The following is a 21,919-nucleotide window of genomic DNA, read 5'->3' on the forward strand; positions in this document are numbered from 1 at the left end:
GCGTCCCGTTTTCCTACACTCATTAGGCAATCGACGAAATGGAGTAGGAATGCCACGCGCCGGCCTCACCGCCGAGCGGCTCACCGTCGCGGCCGCCGAGCTGGCGGACGCCGACGGGCTCGAGGCGGTCACCGCTGCCGCGGTCGCCCGACGCTTCGGGGTCCGGACCGCCAGCATCTACGCCCACGTCGGCGGCACCCCGGACCTGCGCCGCCGGGTCGCCCTGCTCGCGCTCGACGAGACCGCGACGCTGCTCGCCGACGCGCTGGCCGGTCGGTCGGGCCGCCACGCGCTCGGCGCCCTGGGCGACACCTACCGCGCATATGCCGCCCGGCACCCCGGCCGCTGGGCCGCGATGCAGACACCGCTCGACGCCGCGACCGCCGCCGACAGCGCCGGACCCCGCCACGCCGACCTGTTGGGCGCGGTCCTGCGCGGCTACCACCTCGACGGCGACGCGCGGACCCACGCGGTCCGCCTCGTCGGCAGCGTGGTCCACGGCTTCGTCGACCTCGAGCTCGCCGGCGGCTTCGACCACAGTGCCCCGGCGGCCACGAGCAGCTGGACCGCGATCCTCGACGCCGTGCACCACACCCTGCAGACCTGGACCGACCACGACCCCACCGGAGACCCGCAGTGATCCACACCCCCCTGACCACCGACCTCGTCGTCGGCGTCGCCGAGCTCGAGCAGACCGGTCGGGCGACCCGGCTGCACCGCCTGCCGGCCTCCGCCCGTCTGCGCGCCGGCGGCGACCCGCAGGTCCTCATGGCGCAGGCGCAGCCCGCCGGGGTCCGGCTCGCGTTCCGCACCGGGTCCGACCGGGTGGAGCTCGACGTGCTCCCGACCAAGCGGGTCTACCCGGGTGCGCCGCCGCGCCCGGCCGGCCGGTACGACGTCGTCGTCGACGGCGAGGTCACCGACGAGCTCACCGCGACCGGGGGCGACGACCTCGTGATCGACCTCGCGACAGGGCGGTCCGAGCTGCGTGAGGGCGAGCCAACCACCCTGGCCATCGCACTGCCGCCCGGCGAGCACGACGTCGAGGTGTGGCTGCCGCACAACGAGGAGACCGCGCTGGTCGCCCTGCGCAGCGACGCTGCACTGGCCCCACTTCCGCGCACCCGGCGCCGGTGGGTGCACCACGGCAGCTCGATCAGCCAGGGCTCCAACGCGACCCGACCGACGGGCACCTGGCCCGTGGTGGCCGCGCGCTCGGCCGGCGTCGACCTCGTCAACCTCGGCCTCGGCGGGAGCGCGCTGCTCGACCCCTTCGTGGCGACCACCCTGCGCGACACCCCGGCCGACCTCGTCAGCCTCGCGGTGGGCATCAACCTCGTCAACGGCGACGTGATGCGCCGCCGGGCCCTCGGGCCGGCCCTCCACGGGTACCTCGACACGATCCGCGACGGCCACCCGACGGCGCCGCTGCTGCTGGTGTCACCGCTGTACTGCCCCATCCACGAGCAGACACCCGGACCGGCCGCGTTCGACCCCGCGTCGTTCGGCACGGGCCAGCTGCGCTTCGTCGCCACGGGGAACCCGGCCGAGGTCGCGGCCGGGCGGCTCACGCTCGAGGTGGTGCGCGAGGTGCTCGCGGAGGTGGTGGCCGCTCGGAGCGCCGACGACGACGCGCTGTACCTGCTCGACGGGCTCACGCTCTACGGCCCGCAGGACGAGGCCCGGCTGCCGCTGCCCGACGACCTGCACCCCGACGCCCAGACGCAGCAGCTGGTGGGCGAGCGCTTCGCCGCAGCGGTGTTCGGCGCGGGCGGTCCCTTCGCGGCCTGACCGGGCACCGGGGCCTGCGCCATCGCGGCCGTCCGAGGTCGGGCACGGAGTCGGGCACCCCGGTCTGCCGGACCGGGTCAGCCGACCTCGGCCGCGGCCGCGCGTCCGGCGGTGCGCCCGCTGAAGATGCACCCGCCGAGGAACGTCCCCTCCAGCGAGCGGTACCCGTGCACGCCACCGCCGCCGAACCCGGCGACCTCGCCCGCGGCATACAGGCCGGGCACCGGCTCCCCCGACGCGGACAGGACGCGCGCGGAGAGGTCGGTCTCCAGGCCGCCGAGGGTCTTGCGGGTCAGGACGTTGAGGCGGACGGCGACGAGCGGGCCGGCCTCGGGGTCGAGGATCCGGTGCGGTGCGGCAGTGCGGATCAGCTTGTCCCCGCGGTAGTTCCGCGCCCCGCGGATGGCGGTGACCTGGGCGTCCTTGGAGAACGCGTTCTCGACCTGGGCGTCGCGGTCGCGCACCTGCCGCTCGACGTGGGCGAGGTCGAGGGGGGCGTCGGGGGTGAGCCGGTTCATCTTCTCGACGAGCTCGCGCAGCGTGTCGGCCGAGACGAAGTCGGCGCCGCGCTCGAGGAACGCCTTCACCGGCGCGGGGATGTCGGTGCGAGCGCGGCCGAGCACGCCCCTGACGGACTTGCCCGTGAGGTCGGGGTTCTGCTCGCTGCCGGAGAGGGCGAACTCCTTGCCGAGGATGCGCGTGGTGAGGACGAACCACGAGTGGTCGTGCCCGGTCTGCCGCAGGTGGGCCAGCGTCCCGAGCGTGTCGAACCCGGGGAAGAACGGCGCCGGGAGGCGGTCGCCGTTGCCGTCGAACCACATCGAGCTCGGGCCGGGCAGGATGCGGATCGCGTGGGCGGGCCAGATCGGGTCCCAGTTCGAGATGCCCTCGACGTAGTGCCACATCCGGTCGCGGTTGACCAGGCGCCCGCCGGCCCGCTCGGTGATGGCGAGCATGCGCCCGTCGACGTATGCCGGGACGCCCGTGATCATCCGGTCCGGCGGGGTGCCGAGCCGCTCCGGCCAGTTAGCGCGGACGAGGTCGTGGTTGGCGCCGATGCCCCCGCTGGTGACGACCACAGCCTGGGCGGTGAGCTCGAACTCACCCACCGCGTCGCGGTTCGTGGGGCGCCCGCGCTCGGCCGGGTCGTCGGCGAGCACGGTGCCGCGCACGCCGGTGACGGCACCGCCGTCGGTGACGAGCTCGTCGACCTGGTGCCGGTGCCGCAGCTCGACCCGGCCGGTGGCGACGTGCTCGCCGACCCTGCGCAGGAACGGCTCGAGCACGCCGGGGCCGGTACCCCAGGTGATGTGGAACCGCGGTACCGAGTTGCCGTGGCCGGACGCGCTGCCGTCCCCGCGCTCGGCCCAGCCGACGACCGGGAACCAGCGCATCCCCTGCTGGTGCAGCCACGACCGCTTCTCCCCCGCGGCGAAGTCGCAGTAGGCCCTTGCCCACTGGACCGGCCAGCGGTCCTCGTCCTGCAGCCGGTCGAACCCGGCCGAGCCCTGCCAGTCCTGCCACAGCAGCTCGGCGCTGTCCTTGACGCCCATCCGCCGCTGCTCGGGGCTGTCGGCGAACAGCAGTCCGCCGAAGGACCAGAACGCCTGGCCGCCGAGGTTCGTCGCGCTCTCCTGGTCGACGAGGAGGACGCGGCGTCCGGCGTCCGCGAGCTCCGCGGTGGCGACGAGACCGGCGAGGCCGGCCCCCACGACGATGACGTCAGCGTCCATGCGCCTCAACCTATGGCCGGGTAACTCCCGTCGTCACGCGAACGCGGCCACCGTCGAGCGCGAACCGGACCTCGCCGAGGTCGGTGACCACCGCGTCGGCGAGCAGGTCCGCCGGGTCGGTCGTCGTGGTGACGGCGAGGGTCGCGCAGCCCGCGGCCCGCCCGGCCTCGAGACCGCCGGGCGCGTCCTCCACGACCAGGCAGTCGGCCGGGTCGACGCCCAGCCGGCGCGCCCCCAGGAGGTAGGGGTCCGGGTGTGGCTTGCCCCGGTCGACGTCGCTGGCGGTGACGACCACGGCCGGCACGGGCAGCCGGGTGGCCCCGATCCGCACCGCGGCCAGCGGCTCGGTGCAGGAGGTGACGATGGCGCAGTGCTGCGGGTCGCCGGCGGTGAGCACCTCGAGCGCGTCGAGCGTCCCGGGCAGGACCGTGATGCCGGCGGTGTCGCCGACCTCGATCTGCTCGATGCGCGCGACGGCGTCGTCGACCATCTCCGCAGGCAGCAGCGCCTCCACGACCCCGCGCGCCGGCACGCCGTGGAAGCCGGCCAGCCGCCGGGGGTCCACCCCCATCTCGCCGGCCCACTGGACCCACGACCGGATGACGACCGGGATCGAGTTGATCAGCGTCCCGTCCATGTCGAACAGCACTGCCGCGAAGTCGCGGCCCTCGAACGGGTTGGGGCTCGGCGGCATACGCGCAACCCTAGGTGCCGTCCCCGGTGCCCGCCGGGAGAGCCGGTTACGGTGGTCGGGTGGGCACGCCGGCAGGAAGCGCGCGACGCGGCACCGGTGTGCTCCGGTGGCTCGGTCGGGTGGTGGCGGCGCTCGCCGTCTTCGTGGCCTGCAACACCGGCGGGGTGGCCGCGACGACGCTGTTCCCGGTGCACGCCGGCACCCTCAACTACGACGCGACGCTGCGGCTGTCGCTCGACCCGGGCGACATCTCGACCATCACGGCGCCGACCACCTTCGGCAACATCCGCCTCGAGTTCGGCGGCATCGTGCCTGCGCCGGGCATCCGTGCCGAGGTCCAGGTCAAGGAGCGGATCACCGAGCTGCTCTCCCGCCCCAACATCTCGGTCCGCTCGCTGGAGCCCGGCCCGCTCGAGCTCGAGAAGGCCGCCACCGACGCCGCGACCGGGCTGGCCCTGCGGTTCGCGCTCGGCGCGCTGTTCGTGGCGGCCCTCCTGCTCGGCGGGTATGCCGTGTGGCGCCGCCAGCGGGCGCGGCCCGCCGGACGCCGGCTCCCCCTGCGCGCCGTGCAGTGGGGCACGGTCGTGACCTGGACGACGTCCTGCCTGGTGACCTTCGCCGTCGTGGCGTGGACGTACCAGCCGGAACGGTTCGCGTCCTTCTCCACCACCGGCATCCTCGGCGCCGTCCAGCGCAACGCCGACCTGCTCGAGGGCGTCGAGACCCGCGCGGAGCAGACCACGCCGTACCTCAAGAACCTGCTGGCGCTGTCGTCCGCGCTGCAGGACAAGTACGCGCCGCAGAACCTCAGCAGCCCGGTCGCCGCCCGGTTCCTGCTCGTCTCGGACATCCACGGCGGCAACCAGTACCCGCTGATGCGCACGATCGTGCAGCGCGAGCGCGTCGACGCCGTCATCGACGCGGGCGACCTCGTCAACTTCGGAACCGCGACCGAGGCCGAGGCCGCCGGGGTGTTCAAGGGGATCGAGTCCCTCGGGGTGCCGTACCTGTTCGTCAAGGGCAACCACGACGCGCGCTCCGACGTCGACCGCGAGCTGCTCGACCGGCTCGCCAAGGTCCCCAACGTGGTCCTGCTCCAGCCCGACGACACGACCTACCGGGTCGAGTCGATCGCCGGCGTGCGGATCGCGGGCTTCAACGACCCGCGCTGGTTCGGGGACGACAACCAGGACAACGCCGCCAAGCAGAAGCCCGCCGCCGCCCGGTACGTCGCGGCCATGGCCGACCAGCCGTCGCCCGACATCCTGGTGTCGCACGAGCCGGCCGCCGTCGAGGACGTGAAGCGGGCCGGCATACGCGTCAACGGGCACATGCACACCGCGGCCCTGGAGGGGAACCGGATCCAGGTCGGCACCTTCACCGGCGGCGGGCCGTTCAGCCACTTCGTCGCCGAGGGCGGCAACGGCGAGGAGCTCACCGGCCAGCCGTCGGCGTTCGACATCGCGGCGTTCGGCGACGACTGCCGGCTCGCCTCCCTCACGCGCTACCAGTTCCGCAACGTGGTCGAGGGGCGTCCGGCGTACGACGACGTCACCCTCATCAACGGCTCGCGGATCGAGTCCGCCGCGCCGCAGCTGCCGGGCGCGACCCGGTCGTCCGGCACGGCGACGGCGACGGCGACCAAGGGGGCGTCAGCGGCGCGCTCGTGCTCCCCCGACCTCGGACGCACGACCGAGCGCATCACGGCCACGACACCCGCGTCCACCAGCCCCTGACGCACCCGCCCGGCCGCTCACCCCCGCGGATCGGCGTGCGGGCGCAGCTCAGACGCGGGTGAGCCGGCGCAGGGCGTCGAAGCCGTCGTCCGTGCCGCGCCACCGGCGGCGGCACTCCTCGACCCCGACGCGGCGCAGCACCGACCGCAGCGTCCAGAGCACGACCACGACGTCGTCGGCGTACCCGACGACCGGGATGAAGTCCGGCACCAGGTCGAACGGGAGCGCCAGGTAGGCGGCCAGGGCGACGAGCCGCCACCGGACCGACGCCGGCTGCGACCGGTCGGTCACGAGGTCCTTGACGAGGCGGACGAGGTCCGGCAGGAGGCGCACGGACTCGGTCAGCGCGCCGCCGCGGGGGCGCGCCACGAGCAGCGCGACGACGAGCGCGAGCCACGCCACCGCGAGGGCGGCGACGAGCGACACGACCACCTCACGCACGCGCCCATCCTCCCAGCGCCGGCCCGACCGCCGACGACGGGTCTACGCGGAGGTGGTGCGTCGCGCGTCCCGCAGCCCTCACCGGGGGCGGGGCATCGCGGCATACGTGTATGCCGTCGCCTCCCCCGGCGCCCGGCAGGTGAGGCGGGCCGCCGGCTGGGTCCCGCGGCGTACGTCGACGACCGTGCGGGCGGGCAGGCCGGCGCCACCGAGGACCTCGACCTCCCACGTGTCGGCGGCGGTGGCGGTGACCGCGCCGGGCCGGACGTCCCGCGGACCCCCGTCGCCGTGGTCGCGCAGGACGGCGGCGAGCGCCGCCTGGACGGGCGGTGGGACCGTCGAGAACCCGCGCAGGTGCTCGACGTCGACCCGGCCGGCCAGGTGCCCCTCCACGACGGCGACGGCGGAGTCGGGGTCGAGCCCGCCGTAGGTGGTGCCGTCCGGGACGACGAGCAGGTTCGCGGCGAAGCGGTCGCCGCCGATGTGCGAGCACTCCCACGTCTGCTCCGGCCACCGGTCCGCCACGGCCGCGGCGACCGGTCGGCCACGGACGGCGCAGCAGACGTCGTGCCGGCCGTGGGTGCACACGAGCAGCTGGGGGCCCGGCTCTCCGGCAGGGCTGGAGCCGCCGCCGGGACCGGAGCCGCCGCGGGGGTCCGGGCCGTCACGCAGCGCGGCGACGGCGGCCTCGAGCCCGTCGGCACCGGACCAGGTGCCCCACTGCTGGCGGCCGTCGGTGTCCACGACGCCCCAGTGCCTTTGGGCGCCGGAAGGGCGGCGTCCCGGTCGACGGACGAGGACGGCGCGGCCACCCACGGCGAGGGCGGTGCGGTGGACGGTCGTGCCCATCTCGCGTGGCAGGCCGGGGCTGTCGAACGCGGCGGGCAGCCACCCGCCCGGGTGCTCGAGGAGGAGCCAGCGGGTGGCGGGCGCGGCGGTCCCGAGCATGGGGTCGCCGCGACGCCGCGCCGACGTCGAGCAGCGGGGCGTGGTCATCCGGGGACGACGACGCCCGTGCGCAGCAGCGTGCGCGCCAGCTCGACCCCCAGGGCACCGGCGCTCGCCTGCCCGTCCGCGAGCAGGGCCTCGACGGCCGCGAGGTCGCCGCCCGCGACGGGGAGCGCACCCACCCGGCTGCGCAGCACCGTGCCACCCGCCCCACCGGGGGCCGGCTCGAGGGTGGCCTCGACGTGGTCGCGGACCCGCACGACGGTGGACTCGACGGCGGCGGCGGCCGCCTCGGCCTGGGCCAGCGGCGACAGCGGAGCCGGTCGCTGCGCGGCGCGCGCCGCACCGGCCAGGCCGGCGGCGAGCTCGCTGGCGTCGACCTCCGCGATGGCGTCGAGCAGGGCCCGGCGCACGGCCTCGACGTCGTCGTGGTCCGGGCCGGCGGTGACGAGGTCGGTTCCCACGGCGAGGGCGGACCGCAGCTCGGAGCCGCGGGACGCACGGGCCACGGCGGCCCGCACGAGCTGGTCGGCGACGTGCCGTCGCGTCCAGGCGTGCACCCCGATCGTGAGGTGGATGCTCGTGCCGCCGAGGGCCGTGGCGGAGTGCAGGTAGCCGCGGGGCAGGTACAGGCAGTCGCCCGGACGGAAGGTCGTCTCGATGAGGGGGTCGGTTCCCGCGGCCGCCTCCTCGACGGCGGCGCGGTGGTCGGTCCACGGCTCGTCACGCAGGGGCAGCGGGTGCACCGGGGGCCGGATGCGCCAGCGCTTCTCGCCCGCGACCTGCAGGACGAAGACGTCGTGGACGTCGTAGTGGTCGCTGAAGCCCGTGTTCTGGGGCGGCGTCACGTAGGCGTTCACCTGCACCGGGTGGCCGAGCCCGGCGGCGAGGGACTGGGAGAAACGCACCACCGGTTCCCAGGTCCGGTGCAGGCCCTGCAGCACGAGCGTGGCGCCGTCGGCGAAGTGGGACAGGACGGCGTCGTCACTGGCCTGGTCGGCGATCGCGGCGCCGATGCCGCCGCCGCGGGTGAAGCTGCGCTCGGGCAGGGTCGTGCCGTTCCTGGCCATGCGCAGGAACGGCGTGCGCAGGCCGCGGGTGGAGACGAGCTCGTCCACCGCGGCCGCGGAGAACAGGTCGTCGAAGGGCAGCGGCAGGTCGGCCGCGCGGGTCAGCAGCGGCTCGCGGGACCAGTAGCGGCGGGCGAACTCCTCGGGCTCGACCCCCACGAGCCGCGACAGCACCGGGAGCCCGCCCGACTGGACGTGCTCCCGGTGCTGGTCGGTCGTCGTCACGACGGTCGGCTCAGCTGCGCTCACAGGCCCCGGTCGGCCGGGTCCGCGCCACCGTCGGCTCCGCCGTCGTGGCCACCTGCGTTCGCGCCACCGTCGGCAGTGCCCTCGCCACCGGCGCCACCGTCCGCGCCGCCATCCGCCCCGCCGTCGGCACCGCCGTCGTGGCCACCGGGGTTCGCGCCGCCGTCGGCCGTGCCCTCGCCACCAGCGCCACCGTCGGCTCCGCCATCGGCCCCGCCGTCGTGGCCGCCGAGGTTCGCGCCGCCGTCGGCCGTGCCCTCGCCACCAGCGCCACCGTCGGCTCCGCCGTCGTGGCCGCCTGCGTTCGCGCCGCCGTCGGCCGGACCCTCGCCCGTGCCCATCGTGTCGTCGTCGTTCATGGGGGTCTCGCTCATGGCTCTTCTCCCTGGGTTCGGCGACGCCCGTGCGTCGCCCGTTATTCCTATGCCCTCGCCGGGCGCCCCGCCACTCGAGCCGACGGCGTCTGCGCAGGTCAGGGCCCGGTTCGGGGCGGGGTTCGGAGCGCGGGTCGCGGGCTGGCCTGCGGATGGTCAGGACTTGGCAAGGGTCCGTCCCCGACCCTCCCGCCGCGAGCGGGCGCCGCCCTAGGGTGCGGACCACCGACCCACTGGACCGCAGGGAGACCTCAATGGCGAGAACCCGCACGTTCGGCGCGCTCGCGGCACTCGGTGTCGCGACGGCCCTGACCATCTCGGCCACACCCGCATCGGCGGCGAGCTCGTACGTCGCGCTCGGCGACTCGTACTCCTCCGGCGTGGGGACCCGCACGTACATCAACGACGGCACCTCGTGCCAGCGCTCGGTCTACGCCTACCCCTCGCTCATCGCGGCCAACAAGGGCCTCGCGCTGAACTTCCGCGCCTGCTCCGGCGCGAAGGTCGCCGACGTCACCAACACCCAGCTGTCGGCGCTCGGCTCGGGCACGACCTACGTGTCGATCTCCGTGGGGGGCAACGACGCCGGGTTCGCCGACGTCCTCACCGAGTGCGCCCAGCCGGGCTGGATGAGCGACTGCAACGGCGCCATCGACGACGCGCAGTACATCATCAACAACGTCCTCCCGGGCCGGCTGTCGACCCTCTACTCCTCGATCCGGGCCAAGGCGCCCAACGCGCGCGTCACCGTCGTCGGCTACCCGCGGATCTTCAACGGCGAGGACTGCAACGCGTTCACCTGGTTCTCCCCCACCGAGGAGTCGCGGCTCAACTCGACCGCCGACCTGCTCAACAGCAAGCTGTCGGCGCAGGCGTCGGCCAGGGGCTTCTCGTTCGCCAACCCGACGAGCCGCTTCACCGGCCACGCCGTCTGCGACAGCACCGAGTGGCTCAACGGCCTGTCCAACCCGGTCAGCGAGAGCTACCACCCGAACGTCGCCGGGCACCGCGACGGCTACGCCCCGCTCGTCAGCACACCGCTCACCGGCTCGGCGCTGACCGTCACCGCGGCCACCCTGCGGGTGGCGGCCGACTCCAGCACGACGCTGGCGACGCAGCAGCGCCGGTATGCCGCGGCCGACCGCACGATCGTGCCCGAGCAGTTCCGCGCGCCGGACCTCACGACCGCCCGCGCGAAGGCGGCGGCACACCGGGCCGGCGTCGACCTGTCGAGCCGGGCGAGCATCGACGCGGCGGACCGCCTGTGGTCCCAGCGCCAGGACCGCGCCTGGGCCGCCACCCACGCCCGCTGACGCAGGGCCACACCGACGCCCACCGCTCCACCCCCTTCCGCGAAACGGCGGTTGCGCGGCTTCCCGCGGGTTGTCATCCCGCGGGTCGTCGAGCAACCGCCGTTCTACGGGGGGGCAGGAGGGGAGGTATGCGGCCGGGCCGGGCGTTGCGCGCGGGCTCAGCCGGTGGGCGCGGGCAGGCCGAGGCCGTGGCCGAAGGGGAAGAGCGGGTCGTCGTACCCGGGGACGTCCTCCCCGTGCCGGCGGACCTGCTCCATCGACCGCGGCAGGTCGAACGGCAGTCGGCCGACCGGCTCGACGACCCCGGTGAGAGCGTCCACGAGGGCGTGGTCGTTGCTGCCGTAGCTGCCGACCACCGCGCTCGCGAACGGCAGCAGCGGTGTCAGCACCGCCGGCCGGTCGAGCACCACGTCGAGGACGAGGGGGCACGACCGGGCGATGCGCTCGAGCCGCGACACGAGCCCCGGCGCGAAGTCGAGCGACCCCTGGTGGAACCACGACTCGAGGAACAGGTCCGACCGTGGCTCGAACGGCGCGTGCAGGCGCACCACCGCGACGTCGGCGTCCTCCGGGCGCTGGACGACCTCGCCGAGCTGCGACGCCGCGTCGGGAGACAGGTTCTCCACGTAGACGCGGCGGCTCCGGGCGAGGGGTAGCACTGGCGCCCGGTGGTCCGTGCCGTTCTGGAGGACCGTGACCGACGCGGCCTGTGCGGCATACCCGGCGTCGCGGAAGTCCTTGCGCCCCACGGTGACCGCTGCGGCCTCCTCGTCCACGTAGGGGTCGTCGAAGAGGCCGAGGCGGAACTTCACGGTGAGCAGCCGGGCGGCCGACTCGTCGATGCGCGCCTCGCTCACCCGGCCGTCGCGGACGAGGTCGAGCAGCACCTCGACGCACTCCTCGCCGCCGAACTGGTCGGCACCCGCCTCGAGGATGAGCTCCATCCGGCCGTGCGGGTCGAGGTGCTCGACGCCCCACGACCGGGCCGGGAGCACCTGGTCGCCGACGTGGTTGTCGTTGACGAGCTCCCAGTCGGTGAGGACGACGCCGTCGTAGCCGAGCTTCTCGCGCAGCAGGCCGGTCACGACCTGCCTGTTGTAGCCGAAGCCGACCTCCTCGATCTTCTCGCCGTCGATCTCCAGCCCGACCGGCATGCCGTAGTAGGGCATGATCGCCGCGGTCCCGGCCTCGATGACCGCCGGGAACGGCTTGAGGTGGTCCTCGAACCGGCCGCCCGGGTAGACCTGCTCGCGGCCGTAGGGGAAGTGCGCGTCCTCGCCGTCCTTCTGCGGGCCGCCGCCGGGGAAGTGCTTGCTGACACAGGCGACGCTGTCCGGGCCGAGCACGTCCTGCTGGAACCCCTTGAGGTAGGCCACGCCCAGCCGGCTCACGAGGTCGGGGTCCTGCCCGAACGTGCCCGACTGCCGGGCCCACCGCGGCTCGGTCGCGAGGTCGAGGGTGGGGTGCAGGGCCATCCGGATCCCGACCGCGACGTACTCCTGCCGGGCGACGTCGCCGAACTGCCGCACGAGGTCCTCGTCGCGCAGGGCGGCCAGGCCGAGCGCCTCGGGCCACTGCGAGAACGCCTTGGCCGCGAAGGACGCGCCGGCGTTCTCGATGAAGGAGTGCCGCGGGTCCGTCGACACCGTGACCGGTATGCCGTGGGGCGCCTGCTCGGCGATGGCCTGGAGGGCGTTGTGCCAGCGGGCCGCCATGCGGGCGTCGTCGAGGGCGTGCACGTTGAAGTGGGTGAGGTGCTTGCGCAGGACCACGTCACTGGTCGGCGACTTGCTGATCGCCCCCGGCGCCTCCTTGACCGTGCCGTCCGTGCCGGCCTCGATGACGGTGTGGAACATCAGCCCGGCCTTCTCCTCCAGGGAGAGGCGCGGGAGGAGGTCCGCGACCCGCTCCTCCACCGTCAGGCGGGGGTCCTCGAACGGGTCCATCCGGCCGTTGCGGTTGAGGTCGCGGTACTGGACTCCGTCCGGTGAGGTCTTCCTCACGGGCTCCATGCGTGCCTTTCGTCGTGGGGTCGTGCGGTCCCGCCGCGCCGGGCGACGGGTGGTGGGCCCGTGGACGCGTCCCCGTCAGGGGGTGGGGACGCGCCCACGGGGGTCAGGCGGGTCCGGCTCCGAACTCTTCCACACCGAGGACTGGACGCAGGGCGCGCTCCACGTCGCGGGTGCTGAACGCGCGACGGATCACGTTGTCCGCCAACACGTTCCCGATCGAGCCCATCACCATCGCCTGGTCCAGCGACAGGTAGCGGCGGGCGACCGTGCCGGACCGGACGGCGACGGCGTCGAAGAAGCCGCCGCGGCCGTAGGCACCGAGCTCGTCCTGGATCCGCGCGAGGTTGGCGGCCGCCTCCCGCGGCTCGTGCATCATCGCGAGGAACGACGCGTGCGGGGTGACCACGCCGTCACCGAACGTCGGGTGCGGGTTCGTCCCCTCGCGGCAGTCGCCGAACCCGGCGTCGACGTTGGTCTTCTCCTGGTCGGAGAAGTAGCCGTCCGGGTTCATGCCGAGCTGGTCCACGCCGTACTCCCGGTAGCCGCCTGCGGGGTTGCTCGACGGCGAGAAGCCCCAGTAGCCGTAGCCGGCCTCGAGCAACCCGTGCTCGCGCTGCGCCCGCACGTGCAGCGGGTGGTTGAGCCCCCACGAGCGCGGTGCCCAGCTCGACTCCGGGACGAACATGTCGGGCATGAGCTCCTCGAACATGCTGCCGCCCCAGCCCGGGACGATCCGCATGCCGCGGTAGGTGTACGCGCCCTCGAACACCTCGATGCCGTCGTAGGTGCGGGTCTCGCCGACCGGCTGCATCTCCGGCCACGCCCAGTCGCAGCTGGCCGGGAAGGTGCGCCACATCGCGTAGTACTGCCTGCCCGGGATCTGGCCGGTGAGGATGCCGAGGTAGCTCGTGATCCGCGTCTCGGACACGGTGGTGTCGTAGTGGTGGTTCGTGTACCAGACGTCCGGGCCGACGCCGGTGTGGTTGCCGGTGTAGCCCGAGAACCCGGGCGGCGGTGGTGCGTCGTAGAACCCGCCGTGGATGAGGCCGCCGGGTCGGACCCCGGGGTGGGAGGTGTCCGCGTCGTAGAACATGTCCCAGCGCATCCGGCCGAAGATCCTGCGCGCCAGCGGCGCCGCCCCCGGGTCGGCGTTCATCACGACCCGCAGGGCCGCGCCCAGCCAGCCGTTGTCGACGCTCGACAGGAACGGGTAGACACGGTTGCCGTCGTCCGGCCAGGTCGTGAGGACCTCGCCGCTCGCCTCGTCGTACCAGTTGTAGAACATCCCGCTCGGGGTGTGGTGCTCGAGCCGGTCGACCGTGCGCAGGGTGCGCAGGAGGCGGGTCGTGCACTCGCCGCGGCTGATGATGCCGAGGTCCCGGGCGACGACGGTGGACCACAGCAGCCCACCGATGTTGGTGGGCGACGTGTAGCCCGAGCGGTCCTGTGCCGCAAGGGTCTCCGGGATGTTGTCGGCCGGCAGGCCCGTCGACGGGTCGGTCATGGCCACGAGGCTGCGCCACGTGTCGGCCGCCCACGTGCGGATGCGCGTCGCGTGGACGTCCCCGCCGCTGCCGCGCACGTATGCCGGTGCGCCGGCCGCGCGCGCCGGCGCACCGGCATACGTCGAGGCACTCGCCCGGGTGGCGGTGAGGCCGACGGCGGCCGCGGCGGTGGCGCCGACGAGCAGCTGGCGACGGGAGGGGGTGGGCAGGGACGGCGTGGGACGGGAGTCGGGCGAAGGGGTGGCCATGACGGTTCCGATCTTCAGGGGGTGGGTGCGGTCACTTGATGCCGGTGGAGGCGATTCCCTCGATGAAGCGGCGCTGGAAGGCGAGGAAGATCGCGAGGACGGGGATGACGACGACGGTGGCCCCGGCGAGGAGCAGCCCGTACTGCGTCGAGTTCTGGCCCTTGGAGTAGAGGGCGAGGGCGACGGGGAGGGTGTACCTGCTCTCCTCCTGCGCGACCACGAGCGGCCAGAGGAAGTTGTTCCACGACCCGAGGAAGGTGAGGATCCCCAGGGTCGCGAGTGCGGGTCCGCACAGCGGCAGGAAGATCCGCGCGAAGATGCGCAGCTCGCTCGCGCCGTCGACCCGGCCCGCGTCGAGCAGGTCGCGCGGCAGTCCGCTGATGTACTGCCGCATGAGGAAGACGCCGAACGGGCTGACGAGGAAGGGCAGGACCAGGCCGGGCAGGCTGTTCGCGAGGCCGACGTTCGTCACGAGGACGAACAGCGGCACGAACGTCACGACGCCGGGGATGAGCAGCGTGCCCATGACGACGAGGAACAGCGCCCGCCGGCCGGGGAAGTCCAGCATCGCGAGGGCGTAGCCGACCATCGAGCAGAAGAGCAGGTTGCCCGCGGTGACGCAGACCGCGACGACGGTCGAGTTGAGGAAGTACTGCGAGAAGTTCAACCGCGAGAACAGCCGCGTGTAGTTGTCGAGCGTCGCGGCGTGCGGCCACCACGTCGGCGGGTTGGACAGCAGCTCGCCCTGGGTCTTGAAGCTGCCGAGCACCATCCACACGAACGGTGCGACGACGACGACCAGCACGAGGGTCAGGACGACGTAGAGCCACCACTGGGAACGGGTCCGGGTCATGGCGTCCTCACGTGTTCTCTCGCAGCAGCCGGAACTGGATCGCGGTCACGACGGCGACGATGACGAAGATGATGTAGCTCATCGCCGCGGCCAGGCCGTAGTTGCCGAACCCGAACTGCCGGTACGTGTACATGGACATGGAGATCGTGCTGTTGAGCGGGCCACCGTTGGTCATGACGAACGGCTCCTCGAAGAACTGCAGGTAGCCGATGCCGGTCGTCACCGACACGAACAGCAGGGTCGGGCGCAGCAGCGGCAGGGTGATGTGGCGGAACCGCCGCCAGGCGCCGGCGCCGTCGATGGCGGCGGCCTCGTGCAGCATCCACGGCACGGCCTGCAGCCCGGCGAGGAAGATGACCATGCCGGTGCCGAAGTTGCGCCAGGACGCCATGAGGATCAGGCCGGGCATGGCCCAGTCCGGGTCGCCGAGCCAGTTCGGCCCGTCGACGCCCACCCAGCCCAGGGCGGTGTTGAGCAGCCCGTAGTCGCGCTCGAGCAGGAACCGCCAGACGACCGCCACGGCGACGATCGAGGTGATGACCGGCGTGTAGAAGCCGAGCCGGAACAGGCCGCGCAGCCGGGTGATCCCGCGGTCGAGGGCGACGGCGGCAGCCAGCGCCATCGCCATGGTGAGCGGGACGCCGACGACCACGAAGTAGGCGGTGTTGAGCATCGACTGGCGGAAGATCGGGTCCGAGAGCGCCTTGGCGTAGTTCTCGACCCCGACGACGTCGACGGCGAACGGCGTGCGCAGGTCGCGGGCCCGGGTGTCCGTGAAGCTCATGAAGAGCGACTGCAGCACCGGCCAGGCCGTGAAGACGAGGAAGAGCAGGCAGAACGGCAGCGCGAGGACCCAGGCGGCGATCCCCTGCCGCCGGCGGGACGCCCCGGCCGCGCCGCCCCCGCGGGGGGACGGACGGGTCTCGTCCGTCCCCTCGCGAGCGGCGGTCACCGTGGTGGCACCCATGGTTACCGGCCGGTGCCGATCGACTCGGCCTGCTGCTGGGTGGCCTTGAGCGCGGCCTCGGGGTCGGCGCCGGTCTTCATGACCTTCTCCATCTCGGTGTCGAAGGCGGTGGCCACCTGCTCCCACGACGGGAAGCTCGGCGGGGCCTGCGCGGTCTCGAGCTGCTTGCCAAACGTGGCGAGCTTGGGGTCACCGGAGATCGAGGGGTCGTCCCACGCCGACTTCACCGACGGCAGGTCGGTCGACATGCCGTACCACTTGGCCTGGACCTTGGGGTCGGACAGCCACTGCACGAGCTTCCAGGCGCTGTCACGGTTCTTCGACTTCTTGAAGACGGCGAAGTTCGAGCCGCCGACGAAGGAGGACGACTTCTCCTTCGCGGGCACCTGCATGACGTCGTACTGGTCCTTCTTCACGCCGACCTTCTCGACGGCGGACATCATCCAGGGACCGGAGATGAACATCGGGACGCGGCCGGACTTGAAGTCGGGCTCGGTCGTCGGGGTGTTCGGGGCGGCCTTGTCGGAGATCCCGTCGGTGAAGTAGCTCTGGTAGTACTTCACGGCCTCGAGGATCTTCGGGTCGTCGAAGTTGTAGGCCTTGCCGCCGTCCTTGGTGAGGTCGGCGCCGTTCGACCACGCGAACGGCATGATCGACTGCCACGAGCCCTGACCCCCGGCCTGGAACCCCATGCCGTACTTCGCGCCGGCCTTGGTCTGCATGGCCCTGGCCATCGACTTGAGCCCGTCCCAGTCGGTGGGGGGCGTCGTGATCCCGGCCTTCTTCGCCAAGTCGGTCCGGTAGAAGACGAGGCGGGTCTCGACGTACCAGGGGATGCCGTAGTCCGTCCCGTCGACCTCGTTGGTCTTCTGCGCGCCCTCGAAGAACGCGCTCGTGTCGATCGACGGCGGCACCGGGTCGAGCGCACCCAGGGCGGCGAACTCGCCCATCCACGTGCTGCCGACCATCGCGGCGTCGGGGGTGGTGCCGGCGGTGATCGCGGTCGTGAACTTGTCATGGGCGGAGTCCCACGGGATGGCGGTCACGTTGACCTTGACGCCGGGGTTGGCGGCCTCGAAGTCCTTGAGCAGGTCGGGCAGCTTGTCTCCCTCGGCGCCCATGGCCCACACGGTGAGCGTCCCGGTGGCCTTGCCGGAGCTGATGTCCCTGGCCTTCTCGGCGCCACCGCCGGCGGCGGCGTTGTCGCGGCCGCAGGCGCTCAGGGCCAGTGCTGCGGCGGTGAGGGTCGCGACCGCGATCGCGGGTGTGCGTCTCATCGGGGGTTCCTCTTTCCTGGGGAGGGGTGCGGACGGAACGGTGTTCTGCGGACGTGCTGGAGGTGGTCTCGGGGAGCTGAGGTCTGGCGTGGCGGGCGGTCAGCGCCGTGGCGCAGGCTCGGCGGCGCAGCCGCACGAGGACCGGATGACGAGCTCGGTGGGGATGATCCGGGTGTCCCGCAGCACGGGTGCGCCGGTGATGCGCTCGTGCAGGCGGTCGGCGGCGAAGGCGCCCAGCTCGCGCACGGGCTGGCGGACCGTGGTCAGGCCGGGCACGACGTAGCGGGCGGTCATCACGTCGTCCCAACCGGTGACCGCGACGTCGTCGGGGACGGACAGGCCGCCCTCGCGCAGCCGCTTCATGACGGCGAGGGCGATCTCGTCGTTGGCACAGACGAGCGCGTCGGCGGTGACGACACCCGACAGCACCCGGTCCGCGAGCTCGCTGCCGGCGCTCTCGCGCAGTGCGACCCGCTCCGGTGGGGCGGCCACGAGGCCGGCTTCGTCGTGGGCGGCGACGAAGCCGGCATACCGCTCGCGCACGTCGGGGCCGGAGTCCGGGTCACCCACGAAGAGCACCCGCGACCGGCCGTGCCCGAGGACGTGCACGGTCATGGCGTGGGCGCTGCCGGTGTTCTCGGAGGTGACGGCGTCGATCTCGGGCCGGGCCTCGCCGGCGATGAGCACGACCGGCTTGCTGCCGCGCAGGGCCGTGACCGCGGCGTCGGGGATGGCGGAGGACCCGAGCATGGCCACCCCGTCGACGCGGGTCGCGAGCTTGCGCACCGCCGCGGCGACGTCGCGCTTGCCCTCGGCGAGCATGAGCACGACGCTCTGCCCCAGCTCGCCCGCGCGGGACTCGAAGCCCATGAGCAGCTCGGAGTAGTACGGACCGGAGAGCTCGGGCAGCAGCAGCCCGTGGGCCTCGTGGTGCCGGACGGCCAGGCTGCGGGCGGCGCCGAGCGGCACGTACCTGAGCTCGTCGGCGGCCTCGAGCACCCGCTGGCGGGTCGTCTCCGAGACGGCGGTCGAGCCCTGCAGGACCCGCGAGACGGTGGCGATGGAGACGCCCGCACGCTCGGCGACGGAGTAGATCGTCGCTCCCGCGCGGGGACCGGAGGAAGTCGCCACGTCGTCCGCCTCTCATCGTTGAAAGCGCTTACATGAACGACCCTGCCACAGGTTCGGACGGCCTGGCAAGAGGCTCCTCAGTCGGCGAGCAGCGCCTCGGCGAGGCCGGTGTCGACGACCAGGCCCTGCACGAGCCCACCGCCGAGGGCCGCCCGGACGGCGGGCGCCTTGGCGTGGCCGGATGCCACGGCGACGACCTCGGGTATGCCGGCGAGCACGTCGGCGTCGATGGTCACCAGCCGCGCAGCGACCTTGGGGCGCAACGGTTTTCCGCTCGCGTCGAAGAAGACGCCGGCCAGCTCTCCGACGACTCCGGCACGCGCCAGCGTGGCACGCTCCGCCTCGTCGAGGAGGTCGTGGATCGTCGACTGCCCCTCGGCCCACCTGCCGATCCCGACGACCGCCTTGGTGACCCGGGCGGCCGCCTGCATCCCCTCGGCGACGGCCGGCTGGCGGCGCAGCGCGTCGGCGCTCGCCTTGCTGTCCAAGACGAAGGGCGCATAGAAGACCCGCGCCGGGCCGCCGGCCAGCCGCGCTGCCCGACGGACGATGTCGACGGCGCTGCTGTCGAAGTCCGGCAGCGCGATCGCACCCGTGAGCTGGACGACCTCCACGGGGGGCAGCGTCGTGAGCGCCCCCACCATGGCGTGCACCATCCGTGACCAGGGCAGGCCCAGCACGTCACCGGGCTCGAGCACCTCGGCGAGCAGCTCTGCGGCCGCGCGCCCGAGCTGGTGCCGCACGGAGCCGGGGTCGTGGTCGGCCGGCTCGACGACGACGGCGTGGCGCAGGCCGTAGCGCTCCTGGAGCCGAGCCGACGCGTCGACGTCGAGCGCGCCCTGGCGGACGATCTCGATGCGGACCAGGCCGCGCTCGCGGGCGGACTCCAGCAGCCGGGCGACCTTGAACCGGCTGATCCCCAGCTCCTCGGCGATCTCCACCTTCGACTGGTTCTGCAGGTAGTGCCTGCGAGCCACGGCCGCGAGCAGGACGAGCTCTGCGGGTCCGTCGTCGGTCACGGCTCCATCCTCCCCGTTGACAGCGTCCCCCGGCGCGGTTTTACTCGGGTTACTCGTTTGCGCATCATGGCGCTCATCTGAGCGCAGAGCAAGCTGTTCCATCAGGGAGCCGTCGACGGTGACGGAGGAGGACGCGTGCGAAACCGGATCTCACGAGCAGCGGTGGTGGCTGCCGCCACGGCGACGACCCTGGGCCTGTCGGCCTGTGCCGGCTGGGGTGGCGGCGGAGGGGGTGGCGGCGGCAAGGACAGCATCAACGTCCTCATGGTCAACAACCCCCAGATGGTCGACCTGCAGAAGCTGACCGCTGCGAACTTCACCAAGCAGACCGGCATCCGGGTGAACTTCACCGTGCTGCCGGAGAACGACGTGCGCGACAAGATCAGCCAGGAGTTCTCCAGCCAGGCCGGTCAGTACGACGTCGCGTCCCTGTCGAACTTCGAGATCCCGATCTACGCCAAGGCGCGGTGGATCGCCCCGCTCGACGGCTACATCGCCAAGGACCCGTCGTTCGACCAGCAGGACATCCTCAAGCCGATGCGGACCTCGTTGTCCAGCAACGGCAAGGTCTACGGGGAGCCGTTCTACGGCGAGTCCTCGTTCCTCATGTACCGCAAGGACATCCTGCAGGCCAAGGGCATCACGATGCCGGCGAGGCCGACCTGGCAGCAGGTCGCCGACATCGCGGCCAAGGTCGACGGCGCCAAGCCCGGCATGCGGGGGATCTGCCTGCGCGGGCAGCCCGGCTGGGGGCAGCTCTTCGCGCCGCTCACCACCGTCGTCAACACCTTCGGCGGCACGTGGTTCGAGAAGGACTGGACGCCGAAGGTGAACGCGCCCGAGTTCCGGCAGGCCGTGCAGTTCTACGTCGACCTCGTCCGCGCGCACGGCGAGAAGGGCGCACCGCAGGCGGGGTTCACCGAGTGCCTCAACAACCTCGTCCAGGGCAACGTGGCCATGTGGTACGACGCCACCTCGGCGGCAGGCTCGCTCGAGGCCGACGACTCCCCCACCAAGGGCAAGTTCGGCTACGCGCCGGCCCCGGTCGTGAAGACGGACTCCTCGGGCTGGCTCTAGGCCTGGTCGTGGTCGATCCAGCAGGCCAGCACCAAGAAGGACAACGCCTGGAAGTTCATCTCCTGGGCCAGCGGCAAGGACTACGAGAAGCTCGTCGGCACCCAGCTGGGCTGGACCAAGGTGCCGGCCGGGAAGCGCGCCTCGACCTACGAGAACCCCGAGTACCTCAAGGTGTCCTCCGCCTTCGCCGGGCCCACCAAGGCCGCCATCGAGGCCGCCGACCCGGAGAACCCGGGCGTGCAGCCGCGGCCGGCCATCGGCATCCAGTTCGTCGACATCCCCGAGTTCCCCGACCTCGGCACCCAGGTCAGCCAGGACGTGAGCTCGGCCATCGCGGGCAAGACGTCGGTGAAGGACGCGCTCGACAAGGGACAACAGCTCGCCGACGACGTCGCCGAGCGCTACCAGTCAAGGGGGCAGTGATGGCGACCACGGCAACGGCCCGTCCGGGGCGCAGAGGCGAGGCCACATCGCCGCGACGGGCCCTGCAGAAGTCGGGTGAGTGGGCGCGACGCGCACCCCTGCTGCCCGCGCTCGTCTTCATCATCGTGATGACCCAGGTGCCGTTCCTGGCGACCCTGGTCATCTCGTTCATGAACTGGAACGCGTACTACCCGGACGAGCGCGGGTTCGCGGGGTTCGACAACTTCGCCCGCGTCTTCACCGACACCAACACCCGGTCGGCAGTGCTCGTCACCATCCTGCTGACCGTCAGCGTGGTCGTCGTCAGCCTCGTCCTCGGCCTGGCGATCGCCCTGCTGCTCGACCGCAGGTTCGCCGGTCGCGGGGCCGTGCGCACGTTGATGATCACGCCGTTCCTCGTCGTGCCGGTCGCGGCGGCGCTGCTGTGGAAGCACGCGCTCTACAACCCCGAGTACGGCCTGCTCAACGGGCTGCTCAAGGCGGTGTTCGGGGACAGCGCGCCGCAGCCGGACTGGATCACGAACAACCCGCTCATCGCGATCGTCGCCGCCCTCGTGTGGCAGTGGACCCCGTTCATGATGCTCATCCTGCTGGCGGGGCTGCAGAGCCGGCCGCTGGACGTCGTCGAGGCGGCGCGGATCGACGGGGCCAGCTCGTGGCAGATCTTCCGGAGCATGACGCTGCCGCACCTGCGCCAGTACATCGAGCTCTCGGCGCTGCTCGGCGCGATCTACGTGGTGCAGAACTTCGACCACGTCTTCACGATCACGTCCGGGGGCCTCGGCACGGCGAACCTGCCCTACTTCATCTACCAGACCTTCTACACCGCACAGGACTACGGCCGGGCGTCCGCCGCCGGCGTGGTCGTGGTGATCGGCACCATCCTCATCGCGACCGCCGCACTGCGCACCGCCTTCAGCCTGTTCAGGGAGGAGACCCGATGAGCCAGCCGACGAGGAGCACCGCGGCCGAGCCGGAGACCACTACGAGACCGACCGGACAGGCGCGCCGGTCGGGCACCGTCCCGGGATCGGGCCCGCGCCAGGAGATCCGGCATGCCC

General features: G+C 72.8%; 18 protein-coding genes and 1 pseudogene. 6 read left to right on the forward strand and 13 right to left on the reverse strand.

Annotation, left to right across the window (positions count from 1 at the left end):
- Positions 1-49: 49 nt before the first annotated feature.
- Together J2X64_RS07390 and J2X64_RS07395 are read left to right on the forward strand one after the other, a co-directional pair.
- Complete coding sequence (locus J2X64_RS07390) at positions 50-640, forward strand: TetR-like C-terminal domain-containing protein (RefSeq protein WP_310151757.1); 591 nt, start codon at positions 50-52, stop codon at positions 638-640.
- A complete protein-coding gene (locus tag J2X64_RS07395) occupies positions 637-1,791 on the forward strand; it encodes an SGNH/GDSL hydrolase family protein (protein ID WP_310151759.1) in 1,155 nt (384 codons plus the stop codon). The genes J2X64_RS07390 and J2X64_RS07395 overlap by 4 nt, the downstream gene beginning before the upstream one ends.
- A 77-nt stretch (positions 1,792-1,868) precedes the next feature.
- On the opposite strand, the gene J2X64_RS07400 is transcribed toward J2X64_RS07395, so the two are convergent.
- Together J2X64_RS07400 and J2X64_RS07405 are read right to left on the reverse strand one after the other, a co-directional pair.
- Positions 1,869-3,524, reverse strand: coding sequence for an FAD-binding dehydrogenase (locus J2X64_RS07400; protein WP_310151761.1), 1,656 nt, complete (start codon positions 3,522-3,524; stop codon positions 1,869-1,871).
- Between the two features lie 10 nt (positions 3,525-3,534).
- Positions 3,535-4,218 (reverse strand): HAD-IA family hydrolase, encoded by a 684-nt coding sequence (locus J2X64_RS07405; protein ID WP_310151763.1) that lies wholly within the window; start codon positions 4,216-4,218, stop codon positions 3,535-3,537.
- Positions 4,219-4,277: 59 nt separating this feature from the next.
- Here J2X64_RS07405 and J2X64_RS07410 point away from each other — a divergent pair, with 59 nt between their 5' ends.
- Positions 4,278-5,954 (forward strand): metallophosphoesterase, encoded by a 1,677-nt coding sequence (locus tag J2X64_RS07410; RefSeq protein WP_310151766.1) that lies wholly within the window; start codon positions 4,278-4,280, stop codon positions 5,952-5,954.
- A gap of 48 nt (positions 5,955-6,002) precedes the next feature.
- On the opposite strand, the gene J2X64_RS07415 is transcribed toward J2X64_RS07410, so the two are convergent.
- The 4 genes from J2X64_RS07415 to J2X64_RS07430 all read right to left on the reverse strand — a co-directional run bounded on the left by J2X64_RS07415 (position 6,003) and on the right by J2X64_RS07430 (position 9,033).
- Positions 6,003-6,395 (reverse strand): YkvA family protein, encoded by a 393-nt coding sequence (locus J2X64_RS07415; protein WP_310151769.1) that lies wholly within the window; start codon positions 6,393-6,395, stop codon positions 6,003-6,005.
- Between the two features lie 78 nt (positions 6,396-6,473).
- Positions 6,474-7,391, reverse strand: a complete 918-nt coding sequence (locus J2X64_RS07420) for a sucrase ferredoxin (protein WP_310151771.1) — start codon at positions 7,389-7,391, stop codon at positions 6,474-6,476.
- Positions 7,388-8,638, reverse strand: a complete 1,251-nt coding sequence (locus tag J2X64_RS07425; RefSeq protein ID WP_310153156.1) for a JmjC domain-containing protein — start codon at positions 8,636-8,638, stop codon at positions 7,388-7,390. Before J2X64_RS07425 ends, J2X64_RS07420 begins: the two co-directional genes overlap by 4 nt.
- Positions 8,639-8,658: 20 nt before the next feature.
- A complete protein-coding gene (locus J2X64_RS07430; RefSeq protein WP_310151774.1) occupies positions 8,659-9,033 on the reverse strand; it encodes a hypothetical protein in 375 nt (124 codons plus the stop codon).
- Between the two features lie 254 nt (positions 9,034-9,287).
- Between J2X64_RS07430 and J2X64_RS07435 the strand changes: the two genes are divergently transcribed.
- Positions 9,288-10,346, forward strand: coding sequence for an SGNH/GDSL hydrolase family protein (locus tag J2X64_RS07435; protein ID WP_310151777.1), 1,059 nt, complete (start codon positions 9,288-9,290; stop codon positions 10,344-10,346).
- Positions 10,347-10,504: 158 nt separating this feature from the next.
- On the opposite strand, the gene J2X64_RS07440 is transcribed toward J2X64_RS07435, so the two are convergent.
- From J2X64_RS07440 to J2X64_RS07470, 7 genes are all read right to left on the reverse strand, one after another.
- Positions 10,505-12,358 (reverse strand): glycoside hydrolase family 3 N-terminal domain-containing protein, encoded by a 1,854-nt coding sequence (locus tag J2X64_RS07440; protein WP_310151780.1) that lies wholly within the window; start codon positions 12,356-12,358, stop codon positions 10,505-10,507.
- A 103-nt stretch (positions 12,359-12,461) separates the two neighbouring features.
- Entirely contained in the window at positions 12,462-14,111 is a 1,650-nt protein-coding gene (locus J2X64_RS07445; RefSeq protein ID WP_310151783.1) for a glucoamylase family protein, read from the reverse strand.
- Between the two features lie 31 nt (positions 14,112-14,142).
- On the reverse strand, positions 14,143-14,964 hold the full coding sequence (locus tag J2X64_RS07450) for a carbohydrate ABC transporter permease (protein WP_310151786.1): 822 nt from the start codon (positions 14,962-14,964) through the stop codon (positions 14,143-14,145).
- A gap of 7 nt (positions 14,965-14,971) precedes the next feature.
- Entirely contained in the window at positions 14,972-15,931 is a 960-nt protein-coding gene (locus J2X64_RS07455; protein ID WP_310151789.1) for a sugar ABC transporter permease, read from the reverse strand.
- Positions 15,932-15,933: 2 nt separating this feature from the next.
- Complete coding sequence (locus J2X64_RS07460) at positions 15,934-17,208, reverse strand: sugar ABC transporter substrate-binding protein (protein WP_310151792.1); 1,275 nt, start codon at positions 17,206-17,208, stop codon at positions 15,934-15,936.
- A 99-nt stretch (positions 17,209-17,307) separates the two neighbouring features.
- Positions 17,308-18,339, reverse strand: a complete 1,032-nt coding sequence (locus tag J2X64_RS07465) for a LacI family DNA-binding transcriptional regulator (protein WP_310151795.1) — start codon at positions 18,337-18,339, stop codon at positions 17,308-17,310.
- Between the two features lie 77 nt (positions 18,340-18,416).
- A complete protein-coding gene (locus J2X64_RS07470; RefSeq protein ID WP_310151798.1) occupies positions 18,417-19,358 on the reverse strand; it encodes a sugar-binding domain-containing protein in 942 nt (313 codons plus the stop codon).
- A gap of 135 nt (positions 19,359-19,493) precedes the next feature.
- On the opposite strand from J2X64_RS07470, the pseudogene J2X64_RS07475 reads away from it, so the two are divergent.
- Together J2X64_RS07475 and J2X64_RS07480 are read left to right on the forward strand one after the other, a co-directional pair.
- Positions 19,494-20,858, forward strand: a pseudogene (locus J2X64_RS07475) (ABC transporter substrate-binding protein).
- Entirely contained in the window at positions 20,858-21,802 is a 945-nt protein-coding gene (locus tag J2X64_RS07480) for a sugar ABC transporter permease (RefSeq protein WP_310151800.1), read from the forward strand. The pseudogene J2X64_RS07475 and the gene J2X64_RS07480 overlap by 1 nt, the downstream one beginning before the upstream one ends.
- Positions 21,803-21,919 lie beyond the last annotated feature (117 nt).

The sequence above is a fragment of the Phycicoccus sp. 3266 genome, from assembly GCF_031456495.1.
In the GTDB taxonomy this organism is placed as follows: Bacteria; Actinomycetota; Actinomycetes; order Actinomycetales; family Dermatophilaceae; genus Pedococcus.

Bases quoted from the DNA above. Each gene is read 5' to 3' on its own strand.
- J2X64_RS07390 (WP_310151757.1), top strand. From the start codon at position 50: ATGCCACGCGCCGGCCTCACCGCCGAGCGGCTCACCGTCGCGGCCGCC.
- J2X64_RS07400 (WP_310151761.1), bottom strand. From the start codon at position 3,524: ATGGACGCTGACGTCATCGTCGTGGGGGCCGGCCTCGCCGGTCTCGTC.
- J2X64_RS07405 (WP_310151763.1), bottom strand. From the start codon at position 4,218: ATGCCGCCGAGCCCCAACCCGTTCGAGGGCCGCGACTTCGCGGCAGTG.
- J2X64_RS07420 (WP_310151771.1), bottom strand. From the start codon at position 7,391: ATGACCACGCCCCGCTGCTCGACGTCGGCGCGGCGTCGCGGCGACCCC.
- J2X64_RS07430 (WP_310151774.1), bottom strand. From the start codon at position 9,033: ATGAGCGAGACCCCCATGAACGACGACGACACGATGGGCACGGGCGAG.
- J2X64_RS07435 (WP_310151777.1), top strand. From the start codon at position 9,288: ATGGCGAGAACCCGCACGTTCGGCGCGCTCGCGGCACTCGGTGTCGCG.
- J2X64_RS07440 (WP_310151780.1), bottom strand. From the start codon at position 12,358: ATGGAGCCCGTGAGGAAGACCTCACCGGACGGAGTCCAGTACCGCGAC.
- J2X64_RS07445 (WP_310151783.1), bottom strand. From the start codon at position 14,111: ATGGCCACCCCTTCGCCCGACTCCCGTCCCACGCCGTCCCTGCCCACC.
- J2X64_RS07450 (WP_310151786.1), bottom strand. From the start codon at position 14,964: ATGACCCGGACCCGTTCCCAGTGGTGGCTCTACGTCGTCCTGACCCTC.
- J2X64_RS07455 (WP_310151789.1), bottom strand. From the start codon at position 15,931: ATGGGTGCCACCACGGTGACCGCCGCTCGCGAGGGGACGGACGAGACC.
- J2X64_RS07460 (WP_310151792.1), bottom strand. From the start codon at position 17,208: ATGAGACGCACACCCGCGATCGCGGTCGCGACCCTCACCGCCGCAGCA.
- J2X64_RS07480 (WP_310151800.1), top strand. From the start codon at position 20,858: ATGGCGACCACGGCAACGGCCCGTCCGGGGCGCAGAGGCGAGGCCACA.